31 protein-coding genes are annotated in these 25,801 nt (G+C 62.7%); 14 read left to right on the forward strand and 17 right to left on the reverse strand.

The window, feature by feature from the left end:
- Nucleotides 1-72: 72 nt before the first annotated feature.
- A complete protein-coding gene (locus BMY91_RS11615) occupies nucleotides 73-1,410 on the reverse strand; it encodes an MFS transporter (RefSeq protein ID WP_090822031.1) in 1,338 nt (445 codons plus the stop codon).
- Between the two features lie 204 nt (nucleotides 1,411-1,614).
- Between BMY91_RS11615 and BMY91_RS11620 the strand changes: the two genes are divergently transcribed.
- The 5 genes from BMY91_RS11620 to BMY91_RS11640 all read left to right on the forward strand — a co-directional run bounded on the left by BMY91_RS11620 (nucleotide 1,615) and on the right by BMY91_RS11640 (nucleotide 6,044).
- A complete protein-coding gene (locus tag BMY91_RS11620) occupies nucleotides 1,615-2,457 on the forward strand; it encodes a sugar phosphate isomerase/epimerase family protein (protein WP_090822033.1) in 843 nt (280 codons plus the stop codon).
- 30 nt (nucleotides 2,458-2,487) lie between these two features.
- On the forward strand, nucleotides 2,488-3,261 hold the full coding sequence (locus BMY91_RS11625; protein WP_090822035.1) for an SDR family NAD(P)-dependent oxidoreductase: 774 nt from the start codon (nucleotides 2,488-2,490) through the stop codon (nucleotides 3,259-3,261).
- A gap of 40 nt (nucleotides 3,262-3,301) precedes the next feature.
- Nucleotides 3,302-5,041 (forward strand): dihydroxyacetone kinase family protein, encoded by a 1,740-nt coding sequence (locus BMY91_RS11630; RefSeq protein WP_090822037.1) that lies wholly within the window; start codon nucleotides 3,302-3,304, stop codon nucleotides 5,039-5,041.
- A gap of 10 nt (nucleotides 5,042-5,051) precedes the next feature.
- Nucleotides 5,052-5,510: a ribose-5-phosphate isomerase gene (locus BMY91_RS11635; protein WP_090822039.1), complete on the forward strand. Its 459-nt coding sequence runs from the start codon at nucleotides 5,052-5,054 to the stop codon at nucleotides 5,508-5,510.
- Between the two features lie 72 nt (nucleotides 5,511-5,582).
- A complete protein-coding gene (locus BMY91_RS11640; protein WP_090822041.1) occupies nucleotides 5,583-6,044 on the forward strand; it encodes a phage tail protein in 462 nt (153 codons plus the stop codon).
- 4 nt (nucleotides 6,045-6,048) lie between these two features.
- Here BMY91_RS11640 and dnaB read toward each other — a convergent pair whose 3' ends face one another.
- Nucleotides 6,049-7,437 (reverse strand): replicative DNA helicase, encoded by a 1,389-nt coding sequence (gene dnaB, locus BMY91_RS11645; protein ID WP_089597011.1) that lies wholly within the window; start codon nucleotides 7,435-7,437, stop codon nucleotides 6,049-6,051.
- A 596-nt stretch (nucleotides 7,438-8,033) separates the two neighbouring features.
- On the opposite strand from dnaB, the gene BMY91_RS11650 reads away from it, so the two are divergent.
- Entirely contained in the window at nucleotides 8,034-8,507 is a 474-nt protein-coding gene (locus BMY91_RS11650) for a hypothetical protein (protein ID WP_090822043.1), read from the forward strand.
- 7 nt (nucleotides 8,508-8,514) lie between these two features.
- Nucleotides 8,515-9,090 carry a hypothetical protein gene (locus BMY91_RS11655; protein WP_090822045.1) on the forward strand — a complete coding sequence of 192 codons (576 nt, stop codon included), beginning with the start codon at nucleotides 8,515-8,517 and terminating at the stop codon, nucleotides 9,088-9,090.
- Between the two features lie 6 nt (nucleotides 9,091-9,096).
- Here BMY91_RS11655 and BMY91_RS11660 read toward each other — a convergent pair whose 3' ends face one another.
- On the reverse strand, nucleotides 9,097-9,465 hold the full coding sequence (locus BMY91_RS11660) for a TFIIB-type zinc ribbon-containing protein (protein WP_256212708.1): 369 nt from the start codon (nucleotides 9,463-9,465) through the stop codon (nucleotides 9,097-9,099).
- A gap of 102 nt (nucleotides 9,466-9,567) precedes the next feature.
- Between BMY91_RS11660 and BMY91_RS11665 the strand changes: the two genes are divergently transcribed.
- Nucleotides 9,568-10,050, forward strand: a complete 483-nt coding sequence (locus BMY91_RS11665) for a MepB family protein (protein ID WP_090822050.1) — start codon at nucleotides 9,568-9,570, stop codon at nucleotides 10,048-10,050.
- Here the strand turns inward: BMY91_RS11665 and BMY91_RS11670 are convergent.
- The 4 genes from BMY91_RS11670 to BMY91_RS11685 all read right to left on the reverse strand — a co-directional run bounded on the left by BMY91_RS11670 (nucleotide 10,036) and on the right by BMY91_RS11685 (nucleotide 13,466).
- Nucleotides 10,036-10,662 carry an FMN reductase gene (locus BMY91_RS11670; RefSeq protein ID WP_090822605.1) on the reverse strand — a complete coding sequence of 209 codons (627 nt, stop codon included), beginning with the start codon at nucleotides 10,660-10,662 and terminating at the stop codon, nucleotides 10,036-10,038. The two genes, BMY91_RS11665 and BMY91_RS11670, sit on opposite strands and share 15 nt — an antisense overlap.
- 91 nt (nucleotides 10,663-10,753) lie before the next feature.
- A complete protein-coding gene (locus BMY91_RS11675; RefSeq protein WP_090822052.1) occupies nucleotides 10,754-11,713 on the reverse strand; it encodes an alpha/beta hydrolase in 960 nt (319 codons plus the stop codon).
- Nucleotides 11,714-11,785: 72 nt separating this feature from the next.
- Entirely contained in the window at nucleotides 11,786-12,745 is a 960-nt protein-coding gene (locus BMY91_RS11680; RefSeq protein WP_256212709.1) for an alpha/beta hydrolase, read from the reverse strand.
- Between the two features lie 208 nt (nucleotides 12,746-12,953).
- Nucleotides 12,954-13,466: a GNAT family N-acetyltransferase gene (locus tag BMY91_RS11685; protein ID WP_090822056.1), complete on the reverse strand. Its 513-nt coding sequence runs from the start codon at nucleotides 13,464-13,466 to the stop codon at nucleotides 12,954-12,956.
- A 157-nt stretch (nucleotides 13,467-13,623) separates the two neighbouring features.
- Between BMY91_RS11685 and BMY91_RS11690 the strand changes: the two genes are divergently transcribed.
- Both BMY91_RS11690 and BMY91_RS11695 read left to right on the forward strand, forming a co-directional pair.
- Nucleotides 13,624-14,874 (forward strand): CaiB/BaiF CoA transferase family protein, encoded by a 1,251-nt coding sequence (locus BMY91_RS11690; protein ID WP_090822057.1) that lies wholly within the window; start codon nucleotides 13,624-13,626, stop codon nucleotides 14,872-14,874.
- Entirely contained in the window at nucleotides 14,871-15,848 is a 978-nt protein-coding gene (locus BMY91_RS11695) for a beta/alpha barrel domain-containing protein (protein WP_090822059.1), read from the forward strand. Before BMY91_RS11690 ends, BMY91_RS11695 begins: the two co-directional genes overlap by 4 nt.
- 21 nt (nucleotides 15,849-15,869) lie before the next feature.
- Here the strand turns inward: BMY91_RS11695 and BMY91_RS11700 are convergent, their stop codons facing one another.
- Nucleotides 15,870-16,319 (reverse strand): SRPBCC family protein, encoded by a 450-nt coding sequence (locus BMY91_RS11700; protein WP_090822061.1) that lies wholly within the window; start codon nucleotides 16,317-16,319, stop codon nucleotides 15,870-15,872.
- Between the two features lie 81 nt (nucleotides 16,320-16,400).
- Entirely contained in the window at nucleotides 16,401-16,694 is a 294-nt protein-coding gene (locus BMY91_RS11705) for a DUF4287 domain-containing protein (RefSeq protein WP_090822063.1), read from the reverse strand.
- Nucleotides 16,695-16,799: 105 nt separating this feature from the next.
- On the opposite strand from BMY91_RS11705, the gene BMY91_RS11710 reads away from it, so the two are divergent.
- The gene (locus tag BMY91_RS11710) at nucleotides 16,800-17,705 is read left to right on the forward strand and encodes a hypothetical protein (RefSeq protein WP_256212710.1); all 906 of its coding nucleotides are present in this window, start codon (nucleotides 16,800-16,802) and stop codon (nucleotides 17,703-17,705) included.
- 4 nt (nucleotides 17,706-17,709) lie between these two features.
- On the opposite strand, the gene BMY91_RS11715 is transcribed toward BMY91_RS11710, so the two are convergent.
- The 4 genes from BMY91_RS11715 to BMY91_RS11730 form a co-directional block, all read right to left on the reverse strand.
- Nucleotides 17,710-18,447, reverse strand: a complete 738-nt coding sequence (locus tag BMY91_RS11715) for a GAF and ANTAR domain-containing protein (protein ID WP_090822065.1) — start codon at nucleotides 18,445-18,447, stop codon at nucleotides 17,710-17,712.
- A 36-nt stretch (nucleotides 18,448-18,483) separates the two neighbouring features.
- On the reverse strand, nucleotides 18,484-19,383 hold the full coding sequence (locus BMY91_RS11720) for a diacylglycerol/lipid kinase family protein (protein WP_090822067.1): 900 nt from the start codon (nucleotides 19,381-19,383) through the stop codon (nucleotides 18,484-18,486).
- Nucleotides 19,384-19,502: 119 nt separating this feature from the next.
- Complete coding sequence (locus BMY91_RS11725; protein WP_090822609.1) at nucleotides 19,503-20,249, reverse strand: class I SAM-dependent methyltransferase; 747 nt, start codon at nucleotides 20,247-20,249, stop codon at nucleotides 19,503-19,505.
- Nucleotides 20,250-20,265: 16 nt separating this feature from the next.
- Entirely contained in the window at nucleotides 20,266-20,667 is a 402-nt protein-coding gene (locus BMY91_RS11730; protein WP_256212711.1) for an IclR family transcriptional regulator, read from the reverse strand.
- A gap of 58 nt (nucleotides 20,668-20,725) precedes the next feature.
- Between BMY91_RS11730 and BMY91_RS11735 the strand changes: the two genes are divergently transcribed.
- Both BMY91_RS11735 and BMY91_RS11740 read left to right on the forward strand, forming a co-directional pair.
- On the forward strand, nucleotides 20,726-21,403 hold the full coding sequence (locus BMY91_RS11735; protein ID WP_090822069.1) for an ABC transporter ATP-binding protein: 678 nt from the start codon (nucleotides 20,726-20,728) through the stop codon (nucleotides 21,401-21,403).
- A gap of 1 nt (nucleotide 21,404) precedes the next feature.
- Nucleotides 21,405-22,937, forward strand: a complete 1,533-nt coding sequence (locus tag BMY91_RS11740; protein ID WP_090822611.1) for a DUF6297 family protein — start codon at nucleotides 21,405-21,407, stop codon at nucleotides 22,935-22,937.
- Nucleotides 22,938-22,953: 16 nt separating this feature from the next.
- On the opposite strand, the gene BMY91_RS11745 is transcribed toward BMY91_RS11740, so the two are convergent.
- Nucleotides 22,954-23,805 carry a PhzF family phenazine biosynthesis protein gene (locus tag BMY91_RS11745; RefSeq protein ID WP_090822071.1) on the reverse strand — a complete coding sequence of 284 codons (852 nt, stop codon included), beginning with the start codon at nucleotides 23,803-23,805 and terminating at the stop codon, nucleotides 22,954-22,956.
- A gap of 58 nt (nucleotides 23,806-23,863) precedes the next feature.
- On the opposite strand from BMY91_RS11745, the gene BMY91_RS11750 reads away from it, so the two are divergent.
- Entirely contained in the window at nucleotides 23,864-24,286 is a 423-nt protein-coding gene (locus BMY91_RS11750; RefSeq protein ID WP_090822073.1) for a DUF1801 domain-containing protein, read from the forward strand.
- Between the two features lie 83 nt (nucleotides 24,287-24,369).
- Here the strand turns inward: BMY91_RS11750 and rplI are convergent, their stop codons facing one another.
- The 3 genes from rplI to BMY91_RS11765 all read right to left on the reverse strand — a co-directional run bounded on the left by rplI (nucleotide 24,370) and on the right by BMY91_RS11765 (nucleotide 25,787).
- Nucleotides 24,370-24,822 carry a 50S ribosomal protein L9 gene (rplI, locus tag BMY91_RS11755; protein ID WP_090822075.1) on the reverse strand — a complete coding sequence of 151 codons (453 nt, stop codon included), beginning with the start codon at nucleotides 24,820-24,822 and terminating at the stop codon, nucleotides 24,370-24,372.
- A gap of 18 nt (nucleotides 24,823-24,840) precedes the next feature.
- A complete protein-coding gene (gene rpsR, locus BMY91_RS11760) occupies nucleotides 24,841-25,080 on the reverse strand; it encodes a 30S ribosomal protein S18 (protein ID WP_003800144.1) in 240 nt (79 codons plus the stop codon).
- A 128-nt stretch (nucleotides 25,081-25,208) separates the two neighbouring features.
- Nucleotides 25,209-25,787, reverse strand: coding sequence for a single-stranded DNA-binding protein (locus BMY91_RS11765; RefSeq protein ID WP_090822077.1), 579 nt, complete (start codon nucleotides 25,785-25,787; stop codon nucleotides 25,209-25,211).
- Nucleotides 25,788-25,801 lie beyond the last annotated feature (14 nt).

The following is a 25,801-nucleotide window of genomic DNA, read 5'->3' on the forward strand; positions in this document are numbered from 1 at the left end:
AGAGTCACTGGTTTCCTTCCGTGCATCGGGCGCGCACCGATGGGGAGAACGCGCCCGACGTCGAGGGGTTGCTTAGGCGTTTACCGTCTGGGGAGTTTTGCTGGCGGCTTCTTCAGCGAGCTGACGCTCACGCTTGCCCCAGGTTTCCCGCGTGATCAGTGCTGCCCACAGGCCGATGGCTGCGTAGACGCTGAACAGGAGGGCCGGGCCCATCCAACCCATGCTGACGAACAGGAGGGTGGTGATGAAGGGGGTGAAGCCGGAGACCATGGCCGAGATCTGGTAGGACAACGATGCGCCGGAGGAGCGGGTCTTGGCCTGGAAGAGCTCCGGGAACCATGCACCCTGGGCGCCGGCGAGGGAGTTCTGGCAGACAGCGTAGGCGATGACGATGGTTGCGATGATCAAGAGGAACAATCCGGTGTTGACCAGCATGAACATCGGGATTCCGAAGAGGACAGCAAACGCGGTGGACCAGATGTAGACGGGCCGGCGACCAACGCGGTCCGTCAGTTTGCCCCAGAAGTACGTGGCGAAGATGCCAATACCGGCAGCGATGCAGAGAGCCACCAGGGTTTCTGTCTTGTCCGCCAGCTTGTTCGTGTGCAGGTAGGAAATCATGTAGGTCACGGACACGGCGTAACCGGCAGTTTCAGCGATGCGGAGGCCGATGCCGCGGACAATGTTGCGCCAGTCGGTCTTGATGACCTCAACGATGGGGGACTTCACAATGTCGCCCTTGGCCTTCACGTCCTCAAACACGGGGGACTCGGGAACCTTGGAGCGGATGATCAAGCCAACAGCCACCAGGACGATGCTGGCCAGGAACGGCACACGCCAGGCCCATTCACTTCCGAGGCCCACGCTGCTGAGGAAGACGAGGTTGGCGAGCAGGAGGCCCACGGGGAAGCCGGCCTGCACGATGCCCGTGAACTGACCCTTCTTCCGCCAAGGAGCGTGCTCGTAGCTCATCAGGATGGCGCCACCCCATTCGGCGCCAAAGGCCAGGCCTTGGATGATGCGGACCAGAACCAGGAGCGCGGGAGCCAGAAGCCCCACCTGCGAGTACGTGGGGAGAAGGCCGATTGCGAAGGTTGCCAGGCCCATCAGGATGAGCGATGCAACGAGCACCGGTTTGCGGCCGAGCTTGTCGCCGAGGTGGCCACCAATGATGCCGCCCAACGGACGGGCAGCGAAGCCGACGCCGAGGGTCGCGAAGGAGGCGAGGGTGCCAGTCACCGGGTCGGCGCCCGGGAAGAACGCTGTACCGAAGTACAGGGCTGCGGCGGTGCCGAAACCGATGAAGTCGTAGGTTTCGATGACTGCGCCAACGCCGGAACCGACGGCGACGCGCTTTGCTTCCTTGGTTCCATGAACCGGACCACGCATGGTCAGAGCTTCATTGCTCATGTGTGTCTTTCCCTTTCAAAAGTGCGGCGCTTCTTCGGCAACCCCACTGTCGACAGTCAACATAATACGTCAACTGTGACCGAGGACACCAGCAATGTCAACAGTCAACTTTGAAGGTTGACTGTTGACAGTTAACGCAGCTAACGTGGTGTCCATCACTAAGGTCCCTCTCTGGCGAGGGCCCCAACTTGAGGATCAACGACGATGTTTCATCAACGACTCGGCTGCTCGTCCATCAGCTTCCGACACCAGGATCTGGCCACAGCCCTTCACACCATGCGCGGCCTGGGCTTCGAGGAAATCGACCTCGGCGCGCTCCCCGGCGTCTGCGACCATGTGCCGTACACACTGGACGCCGAGGCAGTGGAGGCGGTTGCCGCCGTCGTCAATAACTCGGGACTGCGCGTCCGCTCGGTCAACGGCGACGTCGGCGATCTGAACGCAACGCTCGACGCCGCAGCCCACGTGGCGCGTGAGAGGCACCTTGAGATGCTGCTCGCCCTGGCGTCAAAGACCGGCGCCAAAGCGCTCGTCCTGCCCTGCGGCGCGATCGACCACGAACCCGTGAGCACGCTCGAATGCGACATCGACGCCGTAGCAGCCCAACTAATCCACGCCTCTGTCCGCGCGGCTGAGTTCGGCGTCGAGCTGTGGACCGAATCCCTGCACTACTACCGGCTGTGCTGGAACACCGAACGAGCGCAACTGCTCACCGACCGGCTCGCAGGGTCCGACGTCGGAATCGTCATGGACTTCAGCCACATCGTCGCTTCCGGAGGCGACCCCCTGGACTTCGTGGACCGCTTCGCCGCGCGGGTAAAACACGTCCATCTGCGGGACGCCGTGCCGGCCACGGACAACCAGCCGGGGAACATCAACCTCAGCATCGGCAACGGCAACGCGGACTTCGCTGCCGGACTGGCAGCACTCAGGGACGTTGGCTACACCGGCCATTTCTCCCTGGAACTCGAAACCCGGGACGTCACCCACGACGAACGCCCGGCGGCAGCCACCAAGGCAGCCAGCTTCATCACAGACCTCATCTAAACCGCGTCACCTCATATTCAAGGAGCACCCATGACCACCATCCAGCGCACCGCCGTCCTCACCGGAGCTACCTCCGATCGCGGCATCGGCCTGACCACCGCCCGTCGTTACGCCAGCCAGGGCTGGGGCATCGTCATTCTGGACCTCGACGGCGAGAAGTCAGCCAAGGTCGCCGCAGAGATCGCCAACGACTTCAATGTCCCGGCATTCGGCTACGAAATCGACGTCGCCAACGAAACGTCCGTCACCGCCGCCCAGGCCGCCGTTGCCGCAGAAGTTGGTGCCGGAAATCTCCCACCCGTCGGCGCCCTGGCCAACATCGCCGGCATCACCTCCCCCGTACCTTTCCTGGAAACCACCCTTGAGCTGTGGCACAAGGTCATGGACGTCAACGCCACCGGCACCTACCTGGTCACCAAAGCCTTCCTGCCGGACATGATCGCCAACGGCTGGGGCCGCATCGTCAACATGTCCTCCGTTTCAGCGCAGCGCGGCGGCGGCGTGTTCGGCAAGGTTCCCTACTCTGCCGCCAAGGCCGCCATCCTCGGCTTCACCAAGGCACTTGCCCGGGAAATTGGCGAGACCGGTGTGACCGTCAACGCCATCACTCCCGGCGCCGTAGACACCAACATCCGCGTCGGCAGCACCGATGAGCAGGAAGCAGCGATCAACGCAGGCATCCCCCTCGGCCGCAACGCCACCACCGAGGAAGTGGCCGCCGTCATCACGTTCCTCTCCTCCGAGGAATCCGCTTACCTCACCGGAACCACCATCGACATCAACGGCGGCAGCCACATCCACTAAGTCCCTCCCGCCGTCCGAAAATCCAGAACCAGGACCCACCATGACCAGAATCTTCAACGATCCCGCCGACTTCGCTGACGAAGCCCTCGCCGGTTTCTGTGACGCCCACTCGGACCTCGTCCGCCAGGTGGAAGGCGGCGCAGTCCGCCGCAACCGCCCGGCCACGCCGAAAGTCGCCGTCATCACCGGTGGCGGCTCGGGGCACTACCCGGCCTTCGCCGGCATCATCGGGCCGGGCTTCGCTGACGGTGCAGTGGTGGGCAATATCTTCACCTCACCCTCGTCACAGCAGGCGTACTCCGTGGCAAAGGCCGCCAACTCCGGAGCCGGCGTCGTCTTCACCTACGGCAACTACGCCGGAGACGTCATGAACTTCGGCATGGCCAGTGAGCGCTTGAAAGCCGAAGGGATCCCGACGGAGAACGTGCTGGTCACGGACGACATCGCCAGCGCCTCGATCGAGGAAGCGGAGAAACGCCGCGGTATTGCCGGCGACTTCGTGGTTTTCAAAGTCATGGGCGCTGCCGCCGAGGCTGGCGTGGATCTGGACTCCGTGGTTCGTTTGGGCCGCAAGGCCAATGAGTTGACGCGAACCATTGGCACGGCATTCAGCGGCTGCACCTTCCCGGGCGCAGACCAGCCCTTGTTCAGCCTTCCCGAGGGACAGATGGGCCTGGGCCTGGGTATCCACGGCGAGCCTGGATTGTTCGACACCGAGCTGCCGTCCGCCGTCGAGCTTGGGCAGGAACTGGTGCGGCGCGTGCTGGCCGAGACGCCTTCCTCGGATTCGAAGCGGCTGGCCGTGATCCTCAACGGCCTGGGTTCCACCAAGCACGAGGAACTGTTTGTTCTGTGGCGGACCGTGGCTCCACTGCTGCGGGAAGCCGGTTACACACTGGTTATGCCGGAAGTGGGCGAGCTGGTGACCAGCCTGGATATGGCCGGTGCTTCGCTGACGCTGACGTGGCTGGATGACGAGCTGGAGCAGTACTGGACCGCTCCGGCGCTGACTCCTGCCTACCGTCGCGGCGCTGTGGGGTTTGATGTTGCTTCCGTTGGGGCGGATGAAGCTGAGGTGGATGCTACGGCCGCCGCAGACTACTCCTCCACAGCCGGGTCCCGCGCCTACGCCGCCCAGTGTCTTCAAGCCCTGGGCACAACGGCAGTATTGCTTCGCGATTCGGAATCAGTCTTGGGCGATATGGATGCCATAGCAGGCGATGGTGACCACGGACGTGGCATGGTCCGCGGATCCGCGGCAGCCTATGACGCCGCAGCCGTCGCTTCTGAACGCGGCGCGGGAGCCGGTTCACTGCTGGCCGCTGCCGGCGATGCCTGGGCAGACAAAGCCGGCGGAACGTCAGGCGTCCTCTGGGGTGCTGGGCTGCGCGCCATGGGTGAGCGGTTGGGTGATGAGGAAACCCCGACGCCGGACGTACTCGCCCGGTCTGTCCGCGCCTTCGCGGACCGCATCGCGGGCCTGGGCAAAGCCGAGATCGGGGACAAGACCATGATGGATGCGCTGCTTCCGTTCGCCGCATCGCTGGAGGACCGGATTTCTTCCGGTATCGGTGCGGAGCAGGCCTGGGCAGCTGCCGCAGCCGACGCTACCTCGGCAGCAGCATCCACAGCGGAACTTCGCCCGCTCAAAGGCCGGGCCCGGCCACTGGCCGAGAAGAGCCTTGGTACGCCTGATCCCGGGGCGACGTCCCTCGCCATGGTCTTCACCGCCGTCGGGCCCCACTTCACAGCAGTTCCCGTACCCGCCGCAGCCAACTAGGAGTCCTTTCATGCGCATTATTGTTGGAGCCGACGAAGCCGGCGTTGACTACAAAGACCGGATCCTGGCCGACCTTGAGGCCGACTCCCGGATCACTGAGGTGATCGACATCGGAGTGAACCGCGCGGACGAGGACTTCGCCAGGCCGTACCCGTACGTGGGCATCGCCGCCGGAGAGATGATCCGCGACGGCAAGGCCGACCGGGCCATCCTGTTCTGCGGCACGGGAATCGGCGTGGCCATCGCGGCCAACAAGGTCCCGGGAATCAGGGCGACTGCAGCCCACGATTCCTTCTCCGTAGAACGCTCCATCCTGTCCAACGACTGCCAGGTCCTCACCATGGGCCAGCGCGTAGTGGGAGTGGAACTGGCCCGCCGCCTGGCCAGGGAGTGGATCGGCTACGTGTTCGATCCTTCGTCCGGATCCGCCGCGAAGGTGAAGGTCCTGAGCGACTTCGAGGGCTGCTAGGACGCATTAAAGACTGCCGGGGTTAGGGGTCAGTAGCATTGGTCCAAACAGGCCCGCGGACCAGGAGAGCCAATGCCCTACATCGTTGATTTCAAGGACGTTTCGACAGTCGGATTGGAGTCGTCACCCGTGGCGGACGCTGCCGCTGGGTTGCGCGCCAACGAGGCCCGCTACTACAAGAACAAGTACGACCATGAGTTCGCGGTGAGCCCGGCCAGCGAGGTTCCCGACGTCGTTGAGAGGGTTAGCCGGATCCTCAAGGAAGAGCGTGACATCGTGATCCAGTCACGCCCCCTCGAAGCCACGGCCTTCCAAGTGGAAGACCTGCAGATGGCCTACGTTTTCTACGAGTCAGGGCTGGCCATCAACGTCATGTACAGCACCGGCGACGGGAAGCGGGCGGTGGGCTTCAAGCTATCGGACGGCATGGAGGTGCCGGAAGAACTGGCGTCCACCTTCAAATTCGCACGCCAGAAGTCGAAGTTGGCCGGCACCATTCGCGGATCCTACTTCGTGATTAAGGGCGAGTACTGACCCCTTAGAACCCGCCTCCACCGGCTCCTGCGTCGCCTGCCATGTTGGCGAAGCGTGAGTAGTGGCCCTGGAAGGCAACCACAATGTCCTTGGTGGGACCGTTACGGTGCTTGGCGATGAGGATGTCAGCTTCGCCGGCACGCGGCGATTCTTTGTCGTACACGTCTTCGCGGTGCAACAGGATAACCATGTCGGCGTCCTGCTCGATGGAGCCGGATTCACGAAGGTCAGACACCATGGGGCGTTTGTCCTGGCGCTGCTCAGAACCACGGTTCAGCTGTGACAGCGCGATGACGGGAACCTGCAACTCCTTGGCAAGCAGCTTGAGGGCACGCGAGAACTCGGAAACTTCCTGCTGGCGGGACTCCACCTTCTTGCCGGAGCTCATGAGCTGAAGGTAGTCAAGGATGACAAGTTTGAGGTCGTGCTGCTGCTTCAGGCGGCGGCATTTGGCCCGGATTTCCATGAGGGACATGTTGGGACTGTCATCGATGAACAGCGGAGCGTCGTTCATGCGGCCCATGGTGGTGGCGATTTTGGACCACTGCTCGTCCTTGATGGTGCCCTTACGGAGATCCTGCAGGCCAATGGTGGCTTCTGCGGAGAGAAGGCGCATGGCGATCTCGTTCCGGCCCATTTCCAGGGAGAACATCACGGTGGCCAGGTTGTTCTTGATGGCTGCGGAGCGGGCAAAGTCCAGCGCGAACGTGGACTTACCAACAGCGGGACGGGCCGCGATGACAATCATCTGGCCCGGGTGCAGGCCGTGCGTCAGTTCGTCCAGCTCGTAAAAGCCCGTGGGAACACCGGTCATGCCTTCGCCGCGGTGACCGGAGGCCTCGATCTCGTCCACGGTGGATTCCATGACGTCCTTCAACGCCACGTAGTCCTCTGCCGTGCGCTTCTCAGCGACCGCGTACACCTCGGCCTGGGCCTGGTTGACCAGGTCTTCCACCTCGCCGTCCTGGCCGTAGCCCATCTGGACGATCTTGGTGCCGGCGTTCACGAGGCGGCGGAGCACAGCGCGCTCAGCAACGATCTCGGCGTAGTAGCCGGCGTTGGCTGCAGTGGGGACGGTCTGGATCAGCTCGTGCAGGTAAGCCGGGCCGCCGATTCTGTTGATCTCGCCGCGCTTGGTCAGCTCATCGGAGACGGTGACGGCGTCGGCGGGTTCGCCACGACCATAGAGGTCAATGATGGATTCGTAGATGGTCTCGTGTGCCGGCCGATAGAAATCATGGCCACGAACGATTTCCACGACGTCGGCAATCGCGTCCTTGGACAGCATCATGCCGCCGAGCACCGACTGTTCAGCGGGGATGTCCTGTGGAGGTTTCCGGCTCGAGTCCGAAGCGCGTGTGCCCTCGATTGAGTCCAAGTGCGTAACTGACAAAGCCGTCCTCCATTTGTGTACCGCTGCAGGGATTGTGCTCCCCGACGGTCCGTAAAGCGCAGTATGTGGTTACAGAATCCGTCTGGTGCCACTGACCATCTCAGGCAGGGCCGACAATATAGCGTTCCGTATCCACAAGTTATCCACAGTCGATTTCCTCAGCTCGTCGCGAGCTGTGTCATTCGCGATGCCCAAGACACCGCACTGGGGATATTCGTGCCCGAAATGGACACTTCAGACACGTTACAGGAGCCGCCTGACACCCCTTGTGGATAACCTGTGGAATACCACCCCCACGTTGTGCACAGACTGTGCGTTACTCTGTGGATAGAGAATTTCTTTTTGGAGAAACTAGCGCCTGACCTGCGGAAACGTTCCTCACACGCTGTGGACTAAAGAAAGATTTCGCCGGAAATCATCCACAGACCCACGATCGCAGGAGGCCCGGCGGACGGGTAAAACCGAAGTAAACATGCCGCAAATGTGATGCATCTTACAAAGTGCCTCCCAATTTGACAGCGGCCTCTCAGAAGCCTATGCCAAATATGGAATGTGCTGTGGATAACCAACTTCTGGCATAAGCTCTAAGCATGGGGATGAACTTTGGTGACGTGTTGACGATTGCCCTTCCGCTTCTTGTCCTCGTGGGCCTCCTGTGGGCCCTTACTGCGGCCTTCAAACCGCGCGATACCGGCATCTCGGACGCGGAGAGATACCAACGCGAACTGGCAGCCCGCTCAGCTGCCCACCAGGCATCGCAGGTTCAGGCCGCCTTGGCACTGCGCGCCCGAATCGAAGCCACTACCAAGCCGAGCCAGAACGAAGCGCAGCACAGCCAGCAAACGGAACAGAACCGAACTGCTGTCCAGGCCCAGGCTGCACGGTCGCAGGCCGCCGGCCAAGCTGGTCACCAGCCTGCCGTTCTTCCCAATGGCCAGCTGAACCCGCAGCTCGCTTTCGAGTTGCAGAACCTGGTCCGCAGCGGGAAAAAGATCGAGGCCATCAAGGTTCTGCGCCAGGCTACCCACTCAGACTTACTGACCGCCAAGAACTACGTAGATCGGCTCTGACAACGCCATGGACTCCATCCTCATCCCGCTCCTGATCCTCATTGCGGTCATAGCGGGCGTGCTCCTGCTTATTCGCTCGTTCACCAAGCGCACGGCTGAAACCAAGGCCGGCTTCGCGGCGGCGAATGCTCCCAAGGATCCCGTAGAACTGGCCAGGGAATCCGCGGCCAAGCTCAATCAGGAACAGCACCGCCAGCTCTACTCGCTGATCGCCAGGGGGCAGGGAATGGCTGCCATCAAGCTCTATTTGCAGGCCACAGGCGAAGGACTGCGCGCGTCACGTGACGCCGTGGGTGCACTCGCCGCGCACCCTCAGCCGTTCATGCCGGAAGCGCCTTCCAAAGATCTGTTGGCGGACGATGACGACGAACCCGAACGCTTCCCCTACCGGTACCGGGCGATTGTCAGCAAGGGCGACGTGACGCGGGAAGTGAGCAGCAACATGCTCAATGATGAGATTTACGGACGGATCCGGACACTGGCAAAGAGTGGCGATGTTGAGGGCGCGGCCGCGGCGTTGACGCGCCACTCTGACATCACCATCAAGCAAGCCCGCGAGTTCATTGAACTACTGGACGACTAAAGCGTCCTAGAAGTCGAACAGGTCACCCAGGAAGCCTTCCTTCTTCTTGCGCTTCCGGCCGTACTCGTCGCGGCGATCATAGTCACCCCTGCGGTCGTAATCCCTACGGTCATAGTCACCGCGGCCATCGCGCCGGTCCCGGTCGTCATAACGCGGTTGCTGCGGACGGGACTCGAAAGGGTTGTAGAGCGGCGGTGGGGCGATTGGCGGCTGTGCTGGTGCAGCGGCAGGCCGGACAGGGGCTGGAGATTCGGCCGCTACGCGGTCAATGATCTTGTCCAACTCACCGCGATCCAGCCACACCCCCCTGCATTGCGGGCAATAATCGATCTCCACGCCGCTACGTTCGCTCATCACCAGGTCAATGGAATCCACAGGACACTTCATGCTTGCCCCAACGATCGAACCCGTGAATAAGTTCGAGCCGGCCGCGCACTCATTCGAAGCAATCACACGGGGCGCGGGCATACTGAACGGATGATCCACCCGGATGTAGCCGAGGCCCACCGACTCATGGAACTGCTGAGCATGGGGTACTGTCCACCCTGCCCGGAAGCAGAGAACGCCGAATATGGTGCCGCCGTGTCCACCTGCGGAGAGGCACTGGTCCGTTTCCGCGTCGGCAAGCTTACGCCCAACAAGGTGGGCCTCTTCGTTGCGGTGTGGCAGCGTTCAATCGACGGCGGTACAGAACCCTTCCCGGCCGACCACCCGTCCGCCAATGACGCTGACGCACTGGTGGTTTCGGTCAGGGAGGGCGGAAACTCCGGTCACTTTGCCTTCCCCAAGGCGGCTTTGCTTAAGCACGGGATCGTCTCCGTCCAGGGCAAAGGCGGGAAGCGCGGATTCCGCGTTTATCCCCCATGGTCCGCCACGTCGAATCGACAGGCCCGGGCTACTCAGGAGTGGCAGAGCGGGTTCTTCCGGAACTGGACCGGGAAGGATCTACCTGCCGGCTGAGATTCCGGCCAGCAGCTGCTCGAAGGGCAGCGATTCCAGTGCGTCGCTCTTGCGGTTCGGCTGGGTACCACTCAACAACTGCACGAGTTCACCCGCAGCCCGGTCCACGCGCGCCGAGAGCGGCGAGCCGCCGTCGTCGGTGTTTCCCCAATCCTGGGGCCCCGCGAAGACGCCCGTAGCGGCAATCCGGGTGCGGAGGTAGCTGAACAGGGGCCGCATGGCGTAGTCCAGCACCATCTGGTGGCGGTCAGTACCGCCGGTGGCCCCCAGCAGAACTGCCTTGCCGTCCAGTGACTTGGGGTCCAGGACGTCAATAAATGACTTGAAGAGGCCGCTGTAGGACGCACTGAAGACGGGGCTGACCGCGATGATGGCGTCGGAATCCTCTACGCCGGCAATCACTTCTGCGAGGCGCGGCGCGGCGTAGCCGGTGACAAAATTATTCGCGATATCCACGGCAAGGTCGCGCAATTCGACAACGTCGATCTTCGCTTCATAGCCTGCCGCGTGCAGTTGCCGCCTCGCGGAAGCGGCCAGCTGGTCGGCCAGCAGGCGGCTCGACGACGGGACACCGAGTCCGGCGGAAAGTACGGTAATGCGGCGGGTTTCCATGGCATTCTCCTGTTGCTCGTTCATTCAGCCTACATGCATTTGCATCTAAATCAGTGAACAGGAAGGGCGATGGAAGTATTCCCGACGAGCCTCAGCGCGCTTGGACTTGCCTCAGGAACTCCACCGTCGCCGTTGAAATCTGCGCCTGCGCTGCCTGGCGGGTGACCGTCGGCTCGTGGTCGCCAGGCTGCGGACCATAGCTTCCAAAGAAAGCGTGGTTGCCACCCTGAACAGCGAAGAAGGTAGCGTCGGCGGGGAGTAACGCCTTGGAGGCGTCAATCTTCGCTGGCGTACTAAGGCCATCCTCGGTGCCGGAGATGGACAGAACCTGTAGTCCGGCGCGTTCCCGAAGGGAGTCCAATGGGTATGAGGCATAGAGCAGCAAGCCACTCACCTCCAGATTGCTCAACGCAAAGGAACTGGCACTGACGCCGCCCAGCGAGTGGCCACCCACGCTCCACGTTGTGACGCCAGGATGCTCTTCCATGGCGGCGCGGGCCTGGTTTCCGTCCAGCAGACTGAGATTCAGAGGCGTCTTCAGGATGACCACCAGGAATCCCGCATCGACCGCCGGCTTGAGAATGTCCGCATACGCCCGGGCTTCAACGCGGGCGCCCGGATAGAAAACCAGGCCCTGGGTAACAGCAGAGCCCGCCGGAGACATGGTGATGGCAGTTGCGGACTCCGTCACGGACACCTCCGGTGCCGATGCCACCGCAGCACTGCCGGCTTGGTATGCGAACGGATTCAGCCACGCCAGCATGGCCACCAGCGCAAGGACGGCCACCCTGCCAACCCACGCCCCCACAGCACGCACAGTGGACCGCCTCCGGAGTTCGCGCCGGCCTCGCCAGAGCATGAAACCCCACAAGATTCCTACGACGGCGGCCGCCGCCAGGAGCGCTGGCAGCAGCGGATGCCCACGCAGGACGGCCGGGTTGCCGATCAGCATCCACACCGGCACGACGATCAAGGCCGCAGCTGTCACGGCGGAGGCCCAGTAGAGAACCGGCCTGCGGGTGCCGGGTTGTGCTTTGGGCGATGACGTCATGACTCAAGAATAGTTCCATCATGGAGATATATTTAACTCAGCACGATCGGGGAAGCCTCCAATCATACGGATTTACTGACTTCTCGCCGCGTGGGCTGACAGGAAGTCAAAAGTCTTGTCCCGGGTGTCCCGTGCCTCAGCGAAGTTGAGGTGGAACTGGTATTCATGCGGCAGCTCAGGCTGATGATCTGCCGCCCAGAACAGCTCGGTCACTGGAACGCCGGCTGCCTTCAAACGGTTGCTGTACGGCACGGACTGGAGCCAGGTGAGGCCGTCACCGTTGCCCCCGCTGATCAATGTGGGCGGAAAGTCGCCGGTCACAAAGTCAATGGTGGACATGGTGGCACCGGCATACGTGGCGGACCAGTCCTTGGTGCCTGTATACGCCCACAGTGAGGTCTTGAAGCCCCACGCAACAATCCCGTTAAGGTCCGCCATGGCCCTGAGGTCGTAAACACCGCAATGAAGGATGGTGGCCGCCAGGTCAGACTTCTGAAGCGCGGGCTCGATTCCCATCAACTTGGCGTACTCGGGATTCACCGTCAGCGTGGTCATCTGGCTTGCCAGCTGCGCTCCGGCAGAGTCGCCCGCCAGGACAATCCGGCCGGCGTCCACGTTCAACTCAGCCGCATGCGACGTGATGTACGCGAGGGCTTCATTGATGTCCTTTACGGCAGTGGGGTACGTGGCCTCGGGAGCGATCGGATAGCTCAGGCCAATGGTGGTGTAGCCCTCGGCAGCGAGAATCCGGAGGTACGGGTCCACGTCGCGCTGAGCACCCGAGATCCACGCGCCACCATGGATCCACACCACAGTGGGAAGCGGCGTGGTGGTTCCTTCCGGGCTGAAGACGTCAAACGTCGATCCAGGCTTGTAAACCACCCCCGCCCTGGAATCCAGCGGCGTATCGGGGATATACGGCGTCATCTCATCGATGGTGGACTGCGCGCCGCGCTCAAAAACACTGCGAATGAGCATCGCCGAAGGCCATGGAGTCGCGGACAGTGCAAGGAGGATGATCAGCACCAGCACGATTGCCAGATCAAGTTTCCTCAGCCGCCACGTCCGTTTCCGCGGAACCCTGGGGCGTGTTGCGGTCCCCGTTAATTCACTGTGCCTCGCGCTGGCTTGGATCGATTCCAACGGCCCCATCACACACTCCCCCGGTCGGTGTACCTGTGGAACATGCTAAGGCGGAACCGCTGTCCAACGAAGAGCCTCCCCGTCGCGTCCCCAACCGTCACCGCAGCGGCCGTGCCGCGGAGAGGAGGACCCCTTCACCGCCGTCGAACGTTACTGTGTGAAAACCGGGACCGCGCGCAACTTCCCGGAACCCCCACTTCCAGTGCAAGGCGAGCGACGCCTGGTTCCGAGCGTTAACCACGTACCAAGCGTCATCCGCCCGCTCCCAGATCCATTGCAGTCGCGCCTCGGTCAGCTCGCTCGCCAACCCGCGGCGCCTGAAGGCCGGCAGTACGGTGATGCCAGCCAGATAGTGACCGGCCGGAGCTGCGCCATCGGCAAAATCCCACCAATGCGTTTTGGCCCATGCCACGACGGCGTGCGCGCCGTCCGCCGTCGTGCCCGGTGGCATCTCTGCCACCAGGAGGAGACACGCTGCGTCGGCCACCGCAGCTTTCATGCTCGCGGCAAGGCCGCGCGTGTTTCCGACGTCAGCCCTGCCAGCAGCGATGTCAACGGCCACGATTGCGGGCACGTCGGATTCCTTGGCCGGCCTGATCATTGGGGTCATGTTGTCAGTCTAGATTTGGGATCGGCCCGCATCAGCGCAAAAAAACTCTGGCTCCGGCGGTCGTTTTTGGACCAGAGTGTGAGTGATGGACTTACATAAGCCACAGTGGGAGTGTTCGCCAAAAACCCCACCGCAGAAGCACGCACGGAAGAAGGCCATGACACACCAAAGAATTGCCCCGCTGGACGGCGTTCGGGTTCTGGAGCTAGGCAACTACATCGCAGCGCCTACCGCCGGCCGGCTTCTGGCGGACTTCGGCGCAGAGGTCATCAAGGTGGAGCGGCCAGGAACCGGCGACGAAGTGCGGAACTGGCGGCTGCACAAGGGCACCACGTCCATGCTCTACCGCACGCTCAACCGGAACAAGAAGTCCGTGGTCCTGGATCTCCGCACGGATGCCGGGAAGAAGGCGGTACTGGAACTCGTGGGCAAGTGCGACATCCTGTTGGAAAACTTCCGCCCCGGCACCCTGGAAAAGTGGGGCCTCGGCCCCGAAGTCCTCAACGAAGCGAACCCCGATCTCATCGTCACACGCATCTCAGCCTTCGGGCAGACGGGCCCGCTGGCCGAGCGGCCGGGCTTCGCCGCCGTGGCCGAAGCGTACGGAGGGTTCCGCAACCTGGTGGGCGACCCGGACCGCGCACCTGTGCGGGTGGGCGTCTCCATCGGAGACTCGATTGCGGGCCTGTACGCCGCTTTCGGTTCCATGATGAGCCTGTATCAGCGTGAAGCACGACGCCGGGACTCGGCCGGCGCTGTTCCGCTCACCGAGCGCATCATCGACGTCGCGCTGAACGAGGCCATGTTCTCCATGATGGAATCGCTGATCCCGGACTACCAGGCGTACGGAGTGGACCGCCAACGCGTTGGTGGCCGGATGGAAGGGATAGCTCCGTCCAATGCCTACGTGTGCAAGGACGGCGCGAGCATTGTGGTGGCCGGCAACGGCGACTCCATCTTCCAGCGGTACATGCAGACCATTGGTCGCCCCGATCTTGCTGAAGACCCCGCCCTTCAGACAAACGCGGGACGCTGGGCCAGCCGCGAAGCGCTTGATCAAGCAATCGGCCAGTGGACTGCGACTCTGAACGGCCCGGATGCCTTGGCTGCACTCGAAGCCGCCGGGGTACCCGCAGGACCCATCTACACCGCTGCGGACATCAGCGTAGACGCCCAGTACGCCGCCCGCAACATGATCCAGAAATTCGACGTTTCCACCGGCGAGAACGTCATCCCCGGAGTGGGATTCCCGGGCATCGTCCCGGTCATCGGCGGCCAGTCCCTGCCCATCCGAAACCTCGGCCCGGACTTGGGTGAAGACACCCAGGAAGTACTAGGCGGCCTCCTGAACATGGACGCCGCCCAGATCAGTGCGGCCTCCGGTCGCGAGGAGGCTGACCGATCATGAACCGCTACGAAAGTCCCCTTGCCGAGAACCTGGGCAGCGTCCTCCTTCGGGACGTCACCCTGCGCGACGGTCTCCAGCTCACGGGCAAACTGCTGCCCACGGAACAGAAGATCGAAACCGTGCGGGAGCTGCTTCGCCTGGGGGTGCCCGCAATCGAGCTAGGCTCCATGGCGCGCGCCGATCTGGTTCCCACCATGGCCAACACGCTCGACGTTGTTCGGGCCCTCACTCCCGAGGAACTGGAAAAGTGCTGGATTTGGGTGGCAACACCCGGACACGTTGCCAAGGCGTCCGCCGTCGGAGCGCGGAATTTTCAGTACTGCTTGTCGGCCTCGGATTCCCACAATAAGGCGAATATCGGCCGGACCACGGACGAAAGCCTGGCCGCGTTGCCCGAGGCCGTGGAGTATGCACGGGCAGTTGATGGCCAGATCCAGTTGTGCATCGCAACGTCCTTCACCTGCCCGTTTGAAGGCTATGTACCTGAAGAGCGCATCCTCGCCATCGCCAACGACCCCCGCGCCAACGGCACCACGGACATCGTCATCTGCGACACCTTGGGACAGGCCGTTCCGGCACAGGTGGCCCGCCTGATAACACGTGTGCGGGACGAGTCCCCAGCCCGGCGGATCGTCTACCACGGCCACGACACCTGGGGTTTGGGCGTTGCCAACACCCTTGCGGCGATCCAAGCGGGCGCGGCCATGGTGGACGGGGCACTCGGTGGCCTGGGTGGTTGCCCCTTCGCTCCCGGCGCCAGCGGCAACACCTCCAGCGAGGACATCCTGTTTGCCACGCGCCCGGAATGGCTGACGCCGGACACGTTCGGGGAACTGGTGGTGCTGTCAGAGAAGTTGATCGCCGAGCTCGGCGAACCCAACCGCTCCAAGGCCGCCCAAGGTGCCCGCTCCAAGGCGGAAGCCTTTGATTGGGTTATTCCATCCGCTCAGCCTTCCGGCACAGGAGGCAATTAGGCATGGGAAATCACGGCTTGGTCACCCTGCCCGCCCTGCTCCACCCTTGGCCATGAGTTCCAGGCGCTTCAACGTCTCGCGGTTCCGGACACCGATCACGGGATCCCGCAGGGCTTTTGGCACCAGCTTGCCCGGGCCCTTGACGGCATCCTCGCAGATACTGACGCGGCATCGGGTGCTTCCAAGGTCTTCCAGTGTGATCAGCACCTTGGCCTCACCCATGGGCCAGCCTCTGGCGAGGAGTTCCAGCTTCCGGCCGGTTTCCATGGCTGTCACGCTGGTGCTGTCATTGATCAACAGCGGCCAGGCTCCCACGGAGTGGTGCAACGTGGAACCGATGTGTGGCCAGTGATCATCCACCGCGCGGATCCTGGAGGCGCCCACCACCCAACCGGAGTACAGCCAACCGTCAGCGATCACTTTCCAAACGTGGGCCGCCGGAGCGTCGAATACCTGGGTCACTGTGGACATGTGGTCCCTTTCTGACGCGGATGGCCGCGGCGATGACCCTAAGCTAAGCATGCTTATTGTTCACTCGCCATAGGCTTCACCTCAGGGGTTGGGCTTACTGGCCTTGCCGTCCAACCAGAGAGTGTCCGACTCGTCCCGGTGTGTTCCGTCCGACCCCACGTGCTTGCTGTCGATCTGTGGCCCCTTCTTGATGACGTGTACCAAAGCCATCCCATGACCGCGGCCAAGATCGTAATCCGTCTTGAGCCACTCCAGGATGGCTCCGGCCTTGACGGCAGGGTCCTTGAAACCCTTGCTTTCGGCGATCTCCACGAGTTGCCGCGGAGTGAGTCCGGTCTTGTCTTCAATGGCGTCGAGGTAGGCCTGGAACGACATCGTCTCGCCTTTCGTCTTTGACTGCTTGTGGAAGGGAATCCCAGCTATCCGTGACTTTACGTGATGGTGCCGACATCCAAAACGGTTGCCACCTACACTGATCGCATGATGGGCCGGAAGGTGACGACGGGACGGTGGCGCTCCATTCCGGCGTGCATGACGGTCCTGGCGGCAACGCTGGTCACGGCCGCCTGTAATCGTTCAGGTGCCGACAACGCAGCCACAACCAGTGCGGAACCGCCGCCCATCACCATCGAGGTCAACCAGTCCCGGGACCAATACGGCAAACAAGCCGTCCTGATACAACTGACCAACACCACCGATGCAGAACTGACCGTCACTGGAGCCCGGCTGACCTCACCACTGTTCAACGGTGACATCTCCTGGGAGCAGACGGAAGCCTTGAAACTCCCACCCCGCCAGCCCAAGAGCCTCCCGGCCCGCTTGCCGGCCCCAGCGTGTCATGCATCAACCGATGCCGCAGAAGGGCCCAGTGCCACAGTCCGCTTCTCCGAGCCGGGCAAGGAGTCCACTGAGGCGACCACCGGCGCTGATGATCCCTTCGGGGTCCTGGCCAGAAACTCTGGCGAGCTGTGCCTCTCGGCAGACGTTGCCGCCGTCGCCACCATGGCCCTGGACCCCACTCTTGAGGTGGCACCCGACGCCCGCACCGCCGTCGTGCGTCTGGTCATTTCGCCGTCTCCGACCGGTGCGACGACGGCGGGCTTCAGTGTTGAGTCGATCGACCAAACAACGCTCCTGGCGGAGACCCCCACCGATCCCTGGCCACGGGATATTGAGGTTGCATCGGGCGGAAGCGGACGCGAGCTGGCTCTGCGGATCCGTCCCGCGCGGTGTGATCCGCACGCCGTGGCCGAGGACAAGGTGGGAACGCTTCTGCCTTTACGAATAAAGATGGGCGAACGGCAGGGTTTGGTAAAGATCCCCGCCCCGAACCAACTACGGGGCCTTATTTACGACTTCGTCACTGCGGCGTGCGCCAAGCAGTAACCGTTCAGTCGTCAAAGTGGGCAGCCGGTTGCTGCTGTCCGGAAACTCGCGAAACCATCTCCAAAGCCACTGCGTAGAGCTTCTGGTTCCTGTCACTGGAGGCCCGGCGAAGGACGTCGAACGCTTCGGCTTGGCTGCAACGGTTCTGGGCCATGATCATGCCGCAGGCCAGATCAATCACAGTCCTGCTCTCCATTGCCGCCTTGAGGTCATCGCCGCGTTGGTCCGATGCTGCCAGCCTGATGGCAAGGCGCATGGCTTTGCTCGCCATTTCAACAAACAGCACGGCATCGCCAACCACGCCTTCGGTGAACAGGCCCGGCTGCGGCGCGAAGAAATTCAGAACTGCCGCAGAATCGTCCGGCAAGGTCATGGGAACACCCAAGGCACTGTAGATACCCTCGGCAATAAGCGCCTTTGAATACCGCGGCCAGCGCGGGTCCGAATGGACGTCGCCAAGCAGCACCGGCACGCCACTGTCCAGGGCCTGCACGCAGGGACCTTCACCCAACGCCTGCTCAATCCGGTCCAACACCACGGCCCGTTCGCTGCTGCCCCCGATAGTGGCGGTGCGCTTACGTCGACGCAAAGTCACCGCACACTCGATGTGAGCCTTGGTGGCCCGGCTGACCGTGCCCGCAGCGAAATGCGTCAAGCCATCCAGGAAGGCCTTGACGTCCTCCGTACCACCTATGAGGTCAACGAGCTGCTCAAAGTCTTCCGCCCATTCTTCGGCCACCATGACGACCAATCTAGAAGAACCAGCAGCGGGCCACAACTATCCCAGGATTGCCAGTGCCGATGGGGCGCTTTCCACCCTGACCTTGACGTCGGCTTCGACGCTCTTTACCTCACCATCGATCTGGTACGGCAGCGGCTTGAGGGTAGTAAATTCGTAGCTCTCCACACTGGGCTGGTCGCCCAAGCCCTGGGTGGTTGCCCGCAAGGCAGTGAGCAGTACACGCCACTTGGGCATGTGCGGGAAGACGATGACCTCGAACTTACCGTCCGAGGGAATGGTGTCTGCTTCACTCAAGGTGGCGTACTTGGCCATCTCATTAATGTTGGCGAACACAAGGCTGTCGAACTTGCGCCGCTTCCCATCGGACTGGCGAATGGCAAATGGCTTGAACTCGGAGAAAGTCTTGATCACCGTGACCATTTCCTTCAAGGCACCCTTGCTGCCTTTTTCGAGTTCCGTGGCCACCACCGGAGTGAGCCCAAAACCGATGTAGGAGTGGGCATACTCGTGGGGGTCGCCTTCCTTCTGGCCGGTGTGGATGCGCAGAAGGTCAATGTTGTGGACGCGACCATCGGCGATTGCCTGTTCCAGCGGTTTGGTACCAATGATCCTGCTGTGGTCATTGGCATTACCCGCGGCCAGGACTGCACAGACGGCCTGTGGGTTGTCAGCCTGCATGACCCCGTTGACCACCTCGTTGTAACCACCGTCGCCGCTCACGGACACCACCAGGACATCCCCGCCCTCTGCCGCTGCTTCACGCGCCAGGTCAACGGCATGGCCCGCGTGCTCAGTGGGCTGCAGGGTGATCCGGGGCTGGTAAGTGAGAAGACCCTTCAGGTCATCATGCAGCTGCTGCGCCAGCTCAGGCGCATCACCGGTGCTGTTGGGATTAAAGATGATGACGATCGACTCAAAGGTCCGGGCAGAATCCATAACAAGCTCCTGGTCATTGCGAGGTCCCTTACAGGCGGTTGTTACCCCTCGGAAGTTCCCATACTATTCGCAAAGCCGTGGAGCCACGGGTAGACCCGGGATGAGCCCCCGGGAAGGTCCTACCGCCGGGCTTCGATCAAATGCCGGGTTGAGTGAGCAACAAAAGGCCGGCCCGCCCTCATCTGCGCATCCAGTTCCCTGAGCTTGCCCCCATAGAGCTCGGCGGTGAAGTCGGGTACCCACCACACGCATTTGCGCAAAATCCACACCACTGCACCGACGTCGAAAAATTCCATGCGGCACCGGGCGATCCGGAGATCCACTACGGTCAGGCCGGCCGCCTCCGCTGCGGCGGCCTCGGCTCGGGCGTCCCTGCCCTTGCGCTGTTCGGGCAGCGGGCCCAGGAAGTATTCAATGAGTTCAAAGGCGGAAGCCGCCCCAACGTGCTGGGCGAAGTAGTGGCCACCGGGAGCAAGGACCCGGTGGATCTCGTTCCAATCCGGACGGACGGGGTGCCGTGCTGTCACCAGCTCAAACGAGCCATCGGGAAACGGCAGGGCAGGTCCCTCGGTTTCAACGATGTCCACCCCTCGCGGGCCCAGCAACTCCCGTGCGCGCTGCGCATTTGGCGGCCATCCCTCCGTGGCAACCATGCGCCCGGGGAATGCGGAGGCTTCGGACAAAACTTCTCCGCCACCCGTATCGAGGTCCAGGGCGCTCCCGACTGTGGTGAGGCGGCTGGCCAACAACGTGGCGAACCCCCACGGAGGCCGCTCTTCCGCCGCCCGCCCCTCCAGCCAGTCGAATCCCCAACCGTTGACGTCGGCCTCCACAGCCTCGGCTACCAACGTCTCAAAGTCACGCATCTGTCCGTCTTCCCTTCTAGCTTTCGCCGTGAACCGGCCACCGATCAATCTGGTCATGTGTTCCGCAGTGGCCAGCAAAGGCTCCACCCAAGACTCGCAGGTCTCCAGCGGCATGCGCAGGGTTGGGCCGCTGATGGTGACTGCTCCTACCAGGCCGGCTCCCCGCCGAGCCTGCGTAGAGTGGAACGATCTTTCCCAAATGCATTTCGCGGCGCAGTGCGTGGTGGGTATCTGCCATGGCCACGCACACCCGGTAATGCTGTTCGGCCTTGAAGAAGCACGCCGTCTCCCCCGTGGTGTCCCGCAGGGTCTTCAGCAGTGGGCCCAGGATGTCCACAACCTCCATTCCACGCGTCGCAGGAGCGGCCCAGTACGCCATTCGCATGCCGATGTACTCGCGGATATCGCATGCTGACATAGGACTCACGCTAAACGCTGCGGCGGGGTGGCGCCAATCCCGCCGGTAGGGTTGCACCATGGGGACAGTTTTGGAGGCCGAAGGCCTGCTGGTGGGCTATGCCGGGGCTCCGGTGTGCGGCGAAGTTTCCGCGTCGGTGGAGGCCGGTGAAGTCCTGGGAATCGTCGGCGTCAACGGCGCAGGGAAATCCACGGTGGCCAGGACCATCGCGGGAAGGCAGGCCTCGCTGGCCGGAGACGTGAAGGTCCATGGCCTTCTGATCGATCCAGATGCCGTGCCGTTCCGCCGCCAGGTTTCTGCGGTGTTTGATGACGACCTCTTCTTCCCATCGCTCACGGTCAGGGAACATCTGCTCCTGATAGCCCGAGGGCACTCCCTCGATGATCCAGAGTCGCGCGTTGAAGAAGAGCTCGAATTCTTTGGACTGATGGGCAGGTCCCATGCAATCCCCGATGCTCTCTCTTCCGGACAGCGGCGCAGGCTGTTGCTCGCTGCGGGACTCATCCGGCCGTCGTCGTTACTGATCCTGGACGAGCCCGAACAGCGGCTCGATCCGCAGATGCGCGTTGCCCTCGGAGCTCGCATCGCTGAGCATGCCAAAAGCGGGGGTGCGGTGCTGCTGGTGACCCACGATCCGCAGCTGCTGCTCGCCACGGCGTCGTCGTGTTTGGTTATTGACGAAGAAGTGCAGGAGTTCGATCCCGGACAGGGGGCCTCGATCATTGCCGGCTCCTGACGTGCCAATACTCGAAAACACCCGCCAAGGCCGCCAACTGGCCACTGACATTGTTCGCTTCACCCGCCGATCTGCCCGGCGCTACCAGCGCAGCCGGATTTCGTGGGGTACGCGATTCGTCGATGCCTACAGCTGGGGGCTGGGCATCGCCGTGTCTCTGACCATCGCAGCCTCATTCGTGCTGGCTCTCCGCAACGAGATTGCCCTCCGGGCGTCGTCAGCCGGGAGCATCATCCAGGAACAATGGCTTGTGCTCCCGGAGCCCGTCCTGTGGACCAGCGTGACGTTCGCGGTCCTCCTGGTGATCAGCAACCTTGCCAGGAAGCTCGGCCCCATGACCGCGAATGGAGCCGAGGCCACCTGGTGGTTGACCCTTCCCGTCGATCGACGCCCCATGGTCCTGCCCACCTTCCTCCGAAAGCTGGCGATCACCACAGCTGGTGCGGCGGTCTTCTACCTCCCTTTCAGCTTGGTGACCGCCGTTGGGCGCGCTCCCGTGGAACATGTGCCCGCCGCCCTCACCTTCGGCGCCGGCGCCGCTTTGGCCGTAGTCCTGGCTGCCGTGCAGCAGTTGGGACTACTGGAGTCACGCCTGGGGAAGGCAATCACGACGGCGATTCTCCTCGGATGCTCACTCCTCACCGCGTTATGGCCGTCGCCGCTCCCGACAGCGGTGGCGATCGCTGCCGCCGTCGGACTCGTGGCGCTGGTGGTGCCTCGCGTCGGGATGGTACGTGGCGACGAACTGGTTAGAGGCGGCGCAGTGGCAGGGCACGCGGGTGCCTCCTTGTTCATGATGGACACCAATGAGGTGCTTCGCGCCCTCGGTGGCAGCCAGAAAAGGCTCGACGGCGGCAAGGCAGCCAGGTTCTACGCCCGGCCTGCGCACGGCCCGCTCACGGCGCTGATCCGTGCGGACGTGGTTGCCTTCCTCAGACTCAATCCGCCAATCCTGCCGCCGGTCCTGTGGATTGCAGCGTGCATCGCCATCCTCCTGGTGGACGGTGGCCTGCCCGAGTTCGCCCAGTTGGCGGTCATCATGATCGCCGGGTGCGCCACGTCTTCAGGCATGGGAACGGTCAGCCGAAAGACCGCCTTGGTTCCTGAACTCGACGCCCTGCTGCCGATTCACCCGGCGCTGGTACGCGGCAGCCGGACGCTCATGCCCTGTGCTGCGATGGCATTGTGGATGACCCTGCTCAGCGGACTTTTGGTCCTGCTCGGCGCCGCGAATCCAGCCCTGATGGGAGTCGGTGCGCTTGCTGGTGTGGGCATGGGCGCCGGTACCCTCCGGGCGGCCACAAGGACCGCGCCTGATTGGTCGGCGCCGCCGGTGGAAACACCGTTCGGTCCTGTCCCCCGGGCTCAACTGGGTTCACTGATGCGCGGACTGGACGTGACCATCCTGGCCATGGTTCCGCTGATGGTTGCCCTCTACCTTGGATACGTTCCGTGGTCAGTGGTGGCGGTGCAGGCGGTGTTCAGCGCCGGAATTTTCCTGGTGGTTGTGCTGACGCGGCCAAAGCGCGGCTGACGGCCCGGTTGGCCGATTAGAGCAGCACCGTGCCTTGGATGCACGTGGCGGATGCTCCGCCCACCCAGATCTCGCCATCCGCAGCCTGGACATGAATCCGCCCCGCTCGGCCCAGCACAGTGCCCTGCGCAGCGACGTACTCCTCAGGTGCCCTCCCGCTGCCGATCAGCCATTGAGCCGCACCCGCATTGAAACTGCCTGTCACCGGATCCTCCACCATGGCATCGCCAGGGATGAACGTGCGGACTTCAAAATCAACGCCGGCACCTGGCTGGTGCGGGCCGATCACGCCAACCTTGAGGTCACCCATCGCGACGATGTCCGGCTCTATGGCCAGCACTTCCTCCGCCGAGCTGAGCAGCACCCCGATCCATTCCGGACCATTAACCAACCACGAGGCGTCCAGCAGCGCATCCAATGGAAGCCCCAAACCGGCCGCGAGCTGTGCACGAACGTCGTCCCCTACGGGACCAAACCGGGTCAGTGGCGGTGCAGCGAAGGCCAAGCGACCGGCGTCGTGCTTCACCTTCACCAAACCCGCGCCGCACTCCTGAACCAGGACGCCTTCAGTCTTGGGCACTCCCCCTGCCTGGAGCCAGGTATGCGCAGAACCCAGTGTGGGGTGGCCCGCGAAGGGAAATTCCTCGCTGCCCGTGAAGATCCGCACTTTGTAGTCCGCCTCAGGATGCGTAGGAGGCAGGAGGAAGGTGGTCTCCGACAGGTTGGTCCAGTTGGCGAAGTGCTGCATACCCTCCGTACCGAGGCCTTCGGCATCGACGACGACGGCGAGCGGGTTGCCGAGATACGGCACCTCGGAGAAGACGTCGACCTGGTGGAACGGGCGGATGCGGAGGGCTACTGAAGTCACCGCTGCAGGCTATCACCGGACGCTGGCAGGGCCGCCCCGCGTCTGCGAAACTACCATCATGGCAGAGAACAAGACCCAACCTACACACGTCTCCGTGGAGGAGTTCCTGGCAGCTGTGGAGCATCCCGTGCGACGGGCGGACGGCTTTGAACTGCTGGACATGATGCGTGAACTCACGGGCCAGGAGGCGGTGATGTGGGGTCCAACCATCGTTGGATTCGGCAGCTATCACTACAAGTACGACAGTGGCCGCGAAGGTGACTCCGCTGCTATCGGCTTCTCACCGCGCAAAGCGAACCTGGTCCTGTACGGCGTGACGGAAGGCTCTGATGCCGACCGCCTGCTTCCCGAACTCGGCAAATACAAAACCAGCACCGCGTGCCTCTACATCAACAAGCTCGACGACGTGGACCGGGGTGTGCTCGCCGAGATGATCCGCAGTGGATACCACCACACCATGACGGAGATCCACACTCCCTGAAACCCTTGCCGATACGGCATTGTGGGAACAGAAAAGCCCCCACCACCGGAAACCGGCAGTGGGGGCCTTCTTGCAGTCAGAGACTACTTGCCAGCAACAACCTCGAGGTCGATGACAGCAGAAACATCCTCGTGCAGGCGAACGTTGGCCGTGTACGAACCGACAGACTTGATGTGGTTCGGCAGTTCAACGTTGCGCTTGTCGATGGCGCCGAGGCCAGCGGCCTCAACAGCAGCAGCGACGTCAGCAGGCTTGACGGTGCCGAAGAGACGACCGGACTCGCCGGCCTTCACCTCGAGCTTGACCTTCTTGGAGGACAGAGCCTGGGCCTGTGCCTGTGCAGCTTCAACAGAAGCGTGCGCACGAGCAGCGCGGGCAGCCTTGATGGACTCAACCTGCTTCTCGCCACCCTTGCTCCAGGTCAGAGCGAAGCCGCGGGGGAGCAGGAAGTTACGTGCGTAACCGTCCTTGACCTCCACAACGTCGCCAGCAGCACCGAGACCGGTTACTTCGTGGGTCAGAATGAGCTTTGCCATGTTAGTTAATCCCTTCCCTTAGCCGCGGCCAGCGCCGGAGTAAGGCAGCAGAGCAACTTCGCGGGCGTTCTTGATTGCCTGGGCGATCTTGCGCTGTTCCTGAACGGTAACGCCAGTAACGCGACGAGCGCGGATCTTTCCGCGGTCGGAGATGAACTTGCGCAGCAGCGCTACGTCCTTGTAGTCGATGACAGTGATGTCAGCGGCCTTCAAGGGGTTGGACTTTGGTTTGGGCTTACGGAGTTCAGCCTTAGCCATCGTGGAGCTCCTTTTCTATGGAGCCCGTGGATATTGATCCACGGGATGGTGGTGTTCGACGGCGGTTGTCACCACGGTGCCTTTCGGCAGTTTCGGTGAGCGTCCGGCGTCGGACTTTTATTTTTTGTTTAGAAGGGAGGTTCGGAATCCGGGCCGTTGCCCCAGCCGCCAGCATTGCTGACACCGGGCGTTGCCCAAGGGTCATCCTGCTGCTGTGCGGGCTGGTTGCCGCCCCAGGTTCCACCGGAGTTACCGCCCTGGTTTCCACCAGGAGCGCCACCTCCAAAGCCACCGGAGTTACCAGCGTTACCGCCACCGAAGCCACCCTGGCCACCGCCGGAGCGCTGGGTACGGTTGACCTTGGCGTTTGCGTAACGCAGGCTGGGGCCGATTTCATCGACCTCAAGCTCGATTACGGTGCGCTTTTCGCCTTCTTTGGTTTCGTAAGAACGGCTCTTCAAACGGCCGGAGACGATGACGCGCATGCCCTTTGTGAGGGACTCGGCCACATTCTCGGCTGCTTCGCGCCATACCGATGCGCGGAGGAACAGGGTTTCCCCGTCCTTCCACTCATTGGACTGGCGGTCAAAGGTCCGGGGAGTAGAAGCGATGGTGAAGTTCGCTACTGCTGAGCCAGACGGGGTGAACCGCAGCTCGGGGTCATTGGTGAGATTACCGATGACCGTAATAGTGGTTTCGCCTGCCATCTACTGCCTCCTTG

Source organism: Arthrobacter sp. yr096 (assembly GCF_900108925.1).
In the GTDB taxonomy this organism is placed as follows: Bacteria; Actinomycetota; Actinomycetes; order Actinomycetales; family Micrococcaceae; genus Arthrobacter.